Origin of the sequence: Mesorhizobium sp. M7A.F.Ca.US.006.04.2.1 (genome assembly GCF_004022915.1) — a bacterium.
In the GTDB taxonomy this organism is placed as follows: domain Bacteria; phylum Pseudomonadota; class Alphaproteobacteria; order Rhizobiales; family Rhizobiaceae; genus Mesorhizobium; species Mesorhizobium ciceri.
On sequence record NZ_RZQA01000187.1, the window covers coordinates 1 to 8,522 of the forward strand.

The 8,522-nt window shown below is 64.4% G+C and carries 8 protein-coding genes; 6 read left to right on the forward strand and 2 right to left on the reverse strand.

Going from position 1 to position 8,522, the window contains the following annotated elements; translation table 11 throughout:
• Both EN925_RS12555 and EN925_RS12560 read right to left on the reverse strand, forming a co-directional pair.
• Window positions 1-172, reverse strand: a 172-nt coding sequence (locus tag EN925_RS12555; RefSeq protein WP_128336580.1) for an L-rhamnose mutarotase, incomplete at its 3' end; no start/stop codon positions are given.
• A gap of 19 nt (window positions 173-191) precedes the next feature.
• Window positions 192-866 (reverse strand): GntR family transcriptional regulator, encoded by a 675-nt coding sequence (locus tag EN925_RS12560; protein WP_013528167.1) that lies wholly within the window; start codon window positions 864-866, stop codon window positions 192-194.
• A 322-nt stretch (window positions 867-1,188) separates the two neighbouring features.
• Between EN925_RS12560 and EN925_RS12565 the strand changes: the two genes are divergently transcribed.
• The 6 genes from EN925_RS12565 to EN925_RS12590 all read left to right on the forward strand — a co-directional run bounded on the left by EN925_RS12565 (window position 1,189) and on the right by EN925_RS12590 (window position 8,505).
• A complete protein-coding gene (locus tag EN925_RS12565; RefSeq protein ID WP_127388410.1) occupies window positions 1,189-2,691 on the forward strand; it encodes a sugar ABC transporter ATP-binding protein in 1,503 nt (500 codons plus the stop codon).
• The gene (locus EN925_RS12570) at window positions 2,688-3,686 is read left to right on the forward strand and encodes an ABC transporter permease (RefSeq protein WP_245461030.1); all 999 of its coding nucleotides are present in this window, start codon (window positions 2,688-2,690) and stop codon (window positions 3,684-3,686) included. The genes EN925_RS12565 and EN925_RS12570 overlap by 4 nt, the downstream gene beginning before the upstream one ends.
• Complete coding sequence (locus EN925_RS12575; RefSeq protein WP_063169855.1) at window positions 3,686-4,681, forward strand: ABC transporter permease; 996 nt, start codon at window positions 3,686-3,688, stop codon at window positions 4,679-4,681. The genes EN925_RS12570 and EN925_RS12575 overlap by 1 nt, the downstream gene beginning before the upstream one ends.
• 14 nt (window positions 4,682-4,695) lie before the next feature.
• Complete coding sequence (locus tag EN925_RS12580; protein ID WP_013528163.1) at window positions 4,696-5,634, forward strand: sugar ABC transporter substrate-binding protein; 939 nt, start codon at window positions 4,696-4,698, stop codon at window positions 5,632-5,634.
• A gap of 241 nt (window positions 5,635-5,875) precedes the next feature.
• Window positions 5,876-7,048, forward strand: coding sequence for an FMNH2-dependent alkanesulfonate monooxygenase (ssuD, locus tag EN925_RS12585; RefSeq protein WP_127369493.1), 1,173 nt, complete (start codon window positions 5,876-5,878; stop codon window positions 7,046-7,048).
• Entirely contained in the window at window positions 7,045-8,505 is a 1,461-nt protein-coding gene (locus EN925_RS12590; RefSeq protein WP_128336581.1) for an FAD/NAD(P)-binding protein, read from the forward strand. The genes ssuD and EN925_RS12590 overlap by 4 nt, the downstream gene beginning before the upstream one ends.
• The last annotated feature ends 17 nt before the right edge of the window (window positions 8,506-8,522 follow it).

The following is an 8,522-nucleotide window of genomic DNA, read 5'->3' on the forward strand; positions in this document are numbered from 1 at the left end:
ACTCCCAGCAGGCGAACAGAAGGTTCTCCGGTTCGCGCAGGAAGATCGAATAGTTGCGGATGTTGGCGCGGCTGATGACGTCGAGCACTTCGGGCCAGACGGCGGCGTGGACGCGCTTATAGTCCGCGATCGCCTCGGCTTTCACGCCGATACAAAGTCCCATTCTTTGCATGCTGGTTGCTCGCGGGGCTTCAGCCGAGAAGGTCGGCGGCGACTTCGAGCGTGTTGCGGAACGACGTCTCGAGATGATGTTCCATGGCCCGTGCCGCACCCTCGGCGTCGTGGCGCTTCAGGGCGTCGAAAATGGCCTCGTGCTGCTCGATCGTCTGTTCGCCATAACCCGGTCTTGGGATGGCGAGATAGCGCCCGCGATCCATCTGTGCCTTTGAGATGTCGACGGCTCTCCAGATCATCGGCAGGCCGCAGATCTCGGCTATGGTGCGGTGGAAGACATCGTCGAGTTGTATCGCGGTGGCATATCTGCCGCGGGATATGGCAAGCCGGTGCGCCGCCATGTTGTCTTCCAGCAATTCGCTGGCTGCCGCTGTGAACTTGGCGGCCGCGCGTCGGGCGCTTTCCATCTCCAGTGCCCGCCGGATGACATAGGCTTCTTCCAGGTCGGCCCGGCTGATCGGAGCAACATAGGTGCCGGTCTGCGCCAGGATCTTGACCAGGCCCTCGTCGCTGATGCGCTTGACCGCTTCGCGAACGGGGGTGCGAGACACCCCCAGGGCCTCCGCGATGGCGACCTCGTTGATGACCTCTCCCGGCTTCAACTGCCCGACGACGATCAGGTTGCGGATCTTGTGGTAGATCTGATCGCGGAGCGGAAGAGCCCGATTGAGCGTCGAAGGATCCAGGTCCATTGCAAATCCGTGTCTTCGTTCACCAGAAATGGCCAGATAATACTAGAATGTCAATTGGAACGCATCCAATACAAGCGTGGGGTCGGGGACGCACCACGTCATGACGACCCGCCGGAATCCAGCTTGCCAGAACTGTTATATTAGTGCAATAGTGAGGATGAACGATGGAAAATTCAGTCCGGGACTGAGGCTTGGATCTTCAACAGCGCAGGCCATTCAAGCTTGTTCGAAGAAGCCCGACTGCGTTTGCAGCGCTATTATACTAACATATCGAAGGCCGATGTAGCGCACCGGCCGGCCGCCAGGAGGAACCTAGCCAGATATGACCGTCGCCGCCGATTGCGCCTTGGATATGCGAGGCATCAGCAAGAACTTTCCAGGCGTGAAGGCTCTGTCCAACGTCAATTTTGCCGTGAAATTCGGCACCGTTCATGCGGTCGTGGGTGAGAACGGCGCCGGCAAATCGACGCTCATGAAGATCCTCAACGGATCCTACGCGCCCACCAGCGGCACGATCAAAGTCGGTGGCGCCGAGGTGCGCATGCGCCGGCCCGCCGACGCCCAGGCGCTCGGCATCCGCATGGTGCACCAGGAAATCAATCTGGTCCCCGACCTGACCGTCGCCGAGAACGTCTATCTCGGCCGCATGCCCGGCAAATGGACCTTTCTGCGCAAGCGCGAGATGGTCAGGGCGGCGGCTGCCGTCCTCGACGAGCTCGGAGCGGCCATCAATCCGCGTGAACGGCTCGGCAACCTTTCTATCAGCCAGCAGCAGCTCGTCGAGATCGCCAAGGCCTATGCGGCGCAGCCGAGGATCATCGTGCTGGACGAGCCGACATCCAGCCTCAGCGAGCATGAGACGGCGGCGCTGTTCCGGATCCTGCGCAAGATGCGCGATGACGGCATCGCCATCGTCTACATCAGCCATCGGCTGAAGGAGGTGCTCGAAATCGCCGATGAGGTGACGGTGCTGCGCGATGGCTCAATGATCGAGACGCGTCCGATCAAGGGCATAAAGGCTGCCGATATGATCAGGCTGATGGTCGGTCGCGAAGTTAGCAATGTCTTCCCGAAAAGTCCGGCCGCGATCGGCAAGTCCGTGTTGCGCGTGGAGCATATCAGCGACCGACAGCGCTTCCGCGATGTCAGCTTCGATGTGCGCGCCGGCGAGATACTGGGCTTGACCGGCTTGGTGGGCGCTGGTCGCACCGAGGTTGCCCGCGCAATCTTCGGCCTGTCGCGGCTTGTCGAGGGCACGGTCAGCGTCAACGGACGCGAGGTCTCGATCAACTCGCCATCCCAGGCGGTCAGGGCAGGCATTGCCTATGTTCCGGAAGATCGCAAGGGCGATGGCGTCGTGCCTGGAATGTCGGTCCGGGAAAACATCAGCCTGCCCATCCTGCGCCGCCTGACCCGTTTCGGACGCATCAGCCGCAGCGCCGATCGCGCGCTTGCCCGGGATTCGGTCAAGCAGTTTTCGATTTCACCGCCCGACGGCGAACGGCGCATCAGCCTTCTGTCGGGCGGCAACCAGCAGAAGGCGGTCATCGCCAAATGGCTTGCCGCCAAACCTTCGGCGTTGATCCTCGACGAGCCGACGCGGGGCGTCGACGTCGGCGCCAAGGCCGAGATCCACCACATCATCGGCCAACTCGTCGCCGGCGGCATGGCGGCCGTGATGATCTCGTCGGAACTGCCCGAAATCCTCGGAGTCTGCGACCGCGTGGTGGTGATGCGCGATGGCTATGCCTCCGAGCCTCTCTTGCGCAGCGAATTGAGCGAGGAGCGCATCATGGCGCTGGCCACCGGGGAGGAGATGGCTTGAGCGAAGCGGCCATGGAGATCGGTGGCGTGAACCGCAACGACCGCTTTACGCGTGGCAGCAGGCTTGTCGATGTCCTGTCGAAGGCGGGGCTCGCCTTCGCCATCGTCGCCGTGATGCTTTACGGCTCCCTCGTCAGCCCCGCCTTCTTCACGTCAGGCAATTTGCTCAACGTCCTGACCTCGATGTCCATCGTCGGCATCGTCGTCGTCGGCATGACCTTCGTGCTCGTGGTCGGCGGCCTGGCCGACCTGTCGGTGCCGGCCACCATCGCCTGCGGCGCCATCCTGTCGCTCGGGCTGCAGCCGATGATCGGGCCGCTGCCGGCGTTCCTGCTGGCGGTGGGTCTCGCGGGCCTCATAGGCCTGCTCAACGGGAGCCTGGTCGGATATGTCGGCATCAATCCCATCATTGCCACGCTCGGCGTTGGCACGATCGGACTGGGCATCGTCCAAGCGGCTGTCGGCGGGGTCATCGTCTATGGCAGCAATCCCGCCTCAGCCGAATTCGCCAAGGGCCGGCTGTTCGGCATTCCGGTCGTGGTGTTGATCTTCCTGGTCATCGCCCTTGTCGGCCATTTCGTCCTGTCCCGCTCCTTCTGGGGCAGATGGACGCTCGCCACCGGCGGCAATTACAGCGCCGCCGAGGCTAGTGCGGTTCCGGTGCGGGCCGTGAAGGCTGGCGCCTTCGTGATCACCGCACTGGCTTCCGGCATCAGCGGCGGCCTGCTCGGGCTGACGCTGCAGAGCGCGCGGCCGCTCATCGGCGGCGGCTACGAATTCAGCGCCATCACGGCGGTGGTGGTCGGCGGCGTGTCGATCGTCGGCGGCTTCGGATCGGTGCCGCGGGCCATTGCCGGCCTCATCTTCGTGCAACTGCTGACCAACGTCATGGTGCTCGACGGTGTGCGCACGCCAATCCAGGGTTTCGTGCTCGGCATCCTGATCGTCGGTGCCGTCGGCATGGATGCGGCATTGCGCAAGCGGGGCGTGGCGTGATGCGTTTTCTTTCGCTTGTCTCGCAGCATCGCGTCGTCATCATTCTCGGCCTGACGCTCGTCATTTCCGCGCTGTTGGTCCCCGGCTACCTCTCGGCATCGACGCTCGGCCTCGGTCTCGACCGGGCGGCGACGATCGGCCTGATCGCGGTCGGCCTGACGGTGCTTTTGATATCGGGCCAGATCGACCTCTCCGGTGGCGCCGTGTTTGCCCTGGCCGGCATCGTATCGGTCATCCTGCAGCGAGAGATCGGCATCCTGCCCGCCGCGATCGCCGGCATCCTGGTCGGTACCCTGGCAGGCGCCATCAACGGCATGCTGGTCGTCGGCCTGAAGGTGAATTCGCTCGTGCTGACGCTCGCGACGATGCTGATCTTCCGCTCACTCGCGCACTGGATCACCAACAGCCAGCCGGTGACCGGAACCGACATCATGCTCTCCCTGGCGCTGGCCAAGATCTATCTCGATGTCTTCACCCTCCGCAGCGTGCTGTTCATCGCCCTGATCGTGCTGCTGCATTTCTGGCTGACGCGCACCATACCTGGGCGCAACGTCTTTGCGGTGGGGTCCAACCCGGCGGCTGCCAAGGAAAGCGGTATCGCCTCGGACCGTATCGTCTTTCTCGGCTTTGTCTTTGCCGGCACGCTTGCCGGCCTGGCGGGGGTTCTCCAGAGCCTCGTCACCAACACCGGCTCGCCTGTCTTCGGCTCGGAACTGACGGTCGCCGTCATTGCCGCGGTCGTTGTCGGCGGGACTCGTCTCGAAGGCGGCAAGGGATCCGCGCTCGGCACGCTCGGCGGCGTGCTGACGATCGGCTCGCTGACCATCGCGATGGAGTTCCAGTCCGTTCCCGCATACGTCCAGCAGGTCGTGTCCGGGCTTATCCTGATCCTGCTCGTCGTGCTCGATCGGGCCGTTACCACCAAGGGGAGGGCTCCGGGCACGCGCCCGGCGCTCGTTCGCGACAATCCAATCACTCAAGGAGGAACCACATGATTGGGAGGAAACACATGATTGGCAAGAAAAGCATGCTTCACGTCGCCGCCATGGCGGCTGTGCTGGCATCGACGGGCTGGGCCAGCGCCAAGACGGTCTGCTACGTGACGGCAGCGGATTCGCATGCCTACGCGACGCCGGCCAACAAGGCGCTTCAGGCGCGCGCTGCGGAACTCGGCATCGAGATCCTGAGCCTCAGCCAGGATTTTGATGTCCAGAAAGGCACCGAGCAGCTCAACACCTGCGTTGCGCGCAAGGTCGATGGCATCATCCTGTGGCCGCTCGACCCGCAGGCATACATACCGGGGCTGGCGCGCGCGCAGCAGGCGAACATTCCGGCGATCCTCATCAATTCGCCGATGAGCGACGATGCCAAGCCGTTCATCAAGTCGTTCACCGGGCCTGATGTCTATGAGGAAGGCAAGCTGGCGGCGGACTCGCTGAGCAAGGCGCTGGGCGGCAAGGGCTCCGTCGTCATCATCGCCGGCCAGGCCGGCAACGGCACCACGATCGGCCGCGTCAGCGGATTTACCGACCGTCTCAAGGAAACCAATGCCGAGATCAACGTGCTCGACACGGTCAACGCCGACTTCGACCAGCAAAAGGCGCTGGTGGTGAGCCGCGATCTGATCACACGCTTCGGCGACCAGATCAGCGGTGTCTACGCCAATGACGACACGATGGCCCGCGGCTTCATCGACGCATGGAAAGAGGCGAACCCCTCCAAGGCCGCACCGCCGATCGTCGGCATCAATGGCCAGAAGGATGCGTTCGAATCGATCCGCACCAATGAGATGTACTCGACCATCGTCCAGTCGCCCGTCGAGGATGGCCGCCTGGCGATCAACACGATGGCCGAGATCATCGAGGGCAAGGAGGTCAAGGACCGGCTGCCGATCCCGCTGACAGTTGTCACCAAGGACAACGTCAACGCGGTCGAACCAGCGTTCTGATGCAGGAAGGCCGGCCCGCTGCACTCGGGTCGGCCTCGCCGCCGATTTCTTGGGGAGAGAAATTCTAATAGCGGCAACGGAATTGGAATAAACTAACTCTACAGAGTTTGTGGAATAAGCAATCTGCACTGGCGATCTGGTTTCCACCCGGACAGGACCACGCCATGCCTACCTTTTTGCGCTCGCCGTCAACCAAAGCAGGCATCTCCGGCCGCCTCCGTCAGGCGACGGGAGACAGGCCATGAGCAAGCACATTCCAGACCCTATCAAGGTGCTCTGGTTTCTGCCGACGCATGGCGACAGCCGCTATCTCGGCACGGCCGAGGGCGGCAGATCGGTCGATCTGCCCTATCTGACGCAAGTGGCGAAGGCGGCCGACACGCTCGGCTACTATGGCGTGCTGTTGCCGACCGGCCGCTCGTGCGAGGATTCCTGGGTGATCGCATCGGCTCTTGTGCCGATGACCGAACGCTTGCGTTTCCTTGTCGCCGTGCGGCCCGGTTTGCAGTCGCCGACGCTGGCCGCGCGCATGACTGCGACGCTGGACCGCATCTCAAATGGCCGCCTGCTGATCAACGTCGTCACCGGCGGCGATCCGCTGGAGAACAAGGGCGACGGCATTTTCCTGTCGCATGCCGAACGCTATGAGGTGACGCAGGAGTTCCTGCGCATATACAAGCGGGTGCTGAGCGGCGAGACGGTCGAGCATGACGGCAAGCATTTCCACATCGAGGACGGAAGGCTGCTGTTTCCGCCGGTGCAGACGCCTTACCCGCCGCTGTATTTCGGCGGTTCGTCCGATGCCGGGTCGACGGTGGCGGCGCAGGAGATCGACAAATATTTGACCTGGGGCGAGCCGCCTGCCGATGTCGAGCGCAAGCTGGACAGGGTGCGTGAACTGGCGCAGAAGGCCGGCCGCAAGCTCTCTTTCGGCATTAGGCTGCATGTCATCGCCCGCGAAACCACCGAGGAGGCCTGGGCCGCTGCCGACAGGCTGATCAGCCGCCTCGACGACACGACGATCGCCTCGGCCCAAAAAGTCTTTGCGCGCATGGATTCGGTCGGGCAGGCGCGGATGAGCGCATTGCATGGCGGCGATCGTGCCAAGCTCGAGATCGCGCCCAATTTGTGGGCAGGCGTCGGCCTGGTGCGCGGCGGTGCCGGTACTGCCCTTGTCGGCGACCCCGACACGATCGCCGAGCGTATCGACGAGTACCGGCGCCTCGGCATCGATACCTTCATCCTGTCCGGCTATCCGCATCTGGAAGAAGCCTATCGCTTCGGCGAACTGGTGCTGCCGAAACTGCCGACCGACCATCCGGTAAAAGCCGCCGGCTCGTCCGTCAACACCGGTCCGTTCGGCGAGACCATCGCCGGCGACCACCGGCCGAAATCGCTCGCCAGCGCCTCGTGAACGCGCTCCCTCCGGCCCGCCGGTTGCGCGTCGCCATCCTTGGCGGCGGCTTTTCCGGCGCGGCGGTGGCCTGGCATCTGGCGCGGGCACCTCAATCGGAGTGCCTGTCGATTTCCGTCATCGAGCCGCGACCAGCGCTCGGCGGCGGCCTGGCCTATTCCAGCGAGGAACCGTCGCACCGGGTCAATGTCCCCGCAGTCAGGATGAGCATGGCTCCCGATGATCCGCAGCATTTTGCACGCTGGTTGGCTGGCAGCGGAGAACTCGAACACGACCCGGATGCCATCTGGAAGAACGGCGACGCTTTTCCGCGCCGTCGCGTGTTCGGCCGCTACGTCGCCGAGCATCTGGCGCCGTATCTCGGTTCCGGCCTTGTCCATCATGTCGAAGGTTCCGCCACACGCGTGACACGCGATGCCAGTGGCGCGGGCTGGACCGTGCACACCTCTGCCGGACCGGTCGTCGCCGATATCCTCGTCCTGGCAGCGACGCATCCGCGGCCCGGCATTCCCAACGCGCTGGCCTCGCTGACGGAAGCGCCAGGTTTCGTCGCCGATCCGTACGCTTCCGCCGCGCTTTCAGGGATCGGGCCGGAGGCGTCGGTGCTGATCGTCGGCTCCGGGTTGACCTCGGCCGACATGGTCGCCGAACTCGACCGCCGTGGCCATCGCGGCCGTATCCTCGCGCTGTCGCGCCGCGGCCTGCGCTCGCGCGGCCACCCGGATATCAGGGGCGAGCCTTTTGGCGACTTTGCATCCGCGCCGGCCACGACGGCGCTCGGCCTGCTCAAGACCATTCGCGCGACGCTGGCGGCCGCGCGCGCCGCCAGCGTCAACTGGCAGTCGGTCTTCGATCAGCTGCGCCTCCAGGGGCCGGTGCTGTGGGCCGCACTTGCGCCGCCGGAGCGGGCAAGGCTGGTGCGCCAGCTGCGCGTGTTCTGGGACGTGCATCGCTTCAGGATCGCGCCGCAGGTCGCCGCCGTGCTCGACCGGCGTCATGCCGCCGGTACAGTCGACACCATTGCCGCCAGGCTTGTCGCGTCGAACGACGAGGACGGCAGCCTGGCTGTCAGCTTTCAACGGCGCGGGCAGACCCGGATCGAGACGATGCGCTTCGCTGCCGTCATCAACACCACCGGTCCGGCCCATGGGCAGGCGCTGCAGCTGAACCCGGCGCTAAGCTCGCTGGCGGAAGCCGGCTTGATCAGGACGGACCAATATGGGCTTGGCATCGAGACAGGTCTCGACAGCCGCGCGATCGGCCGGGACGGCGCGGCGGTCGCGACACTCCTGGTCGCCGGCCCGCTGGCACGAGGGACTTTCGGCGAGCTCATGGGTCTGCCGGAAGCCGCCCGCCATGCCCAGACGGTCGCGGTTGAAATTGCCAAGCTGCTGGTAACGCTGCCGTCAGCGCAGGCCATCGGCCCCAATGCCGCGCACCGTCCACACGTGGGCTGACACCTGCGGGCCGGGTT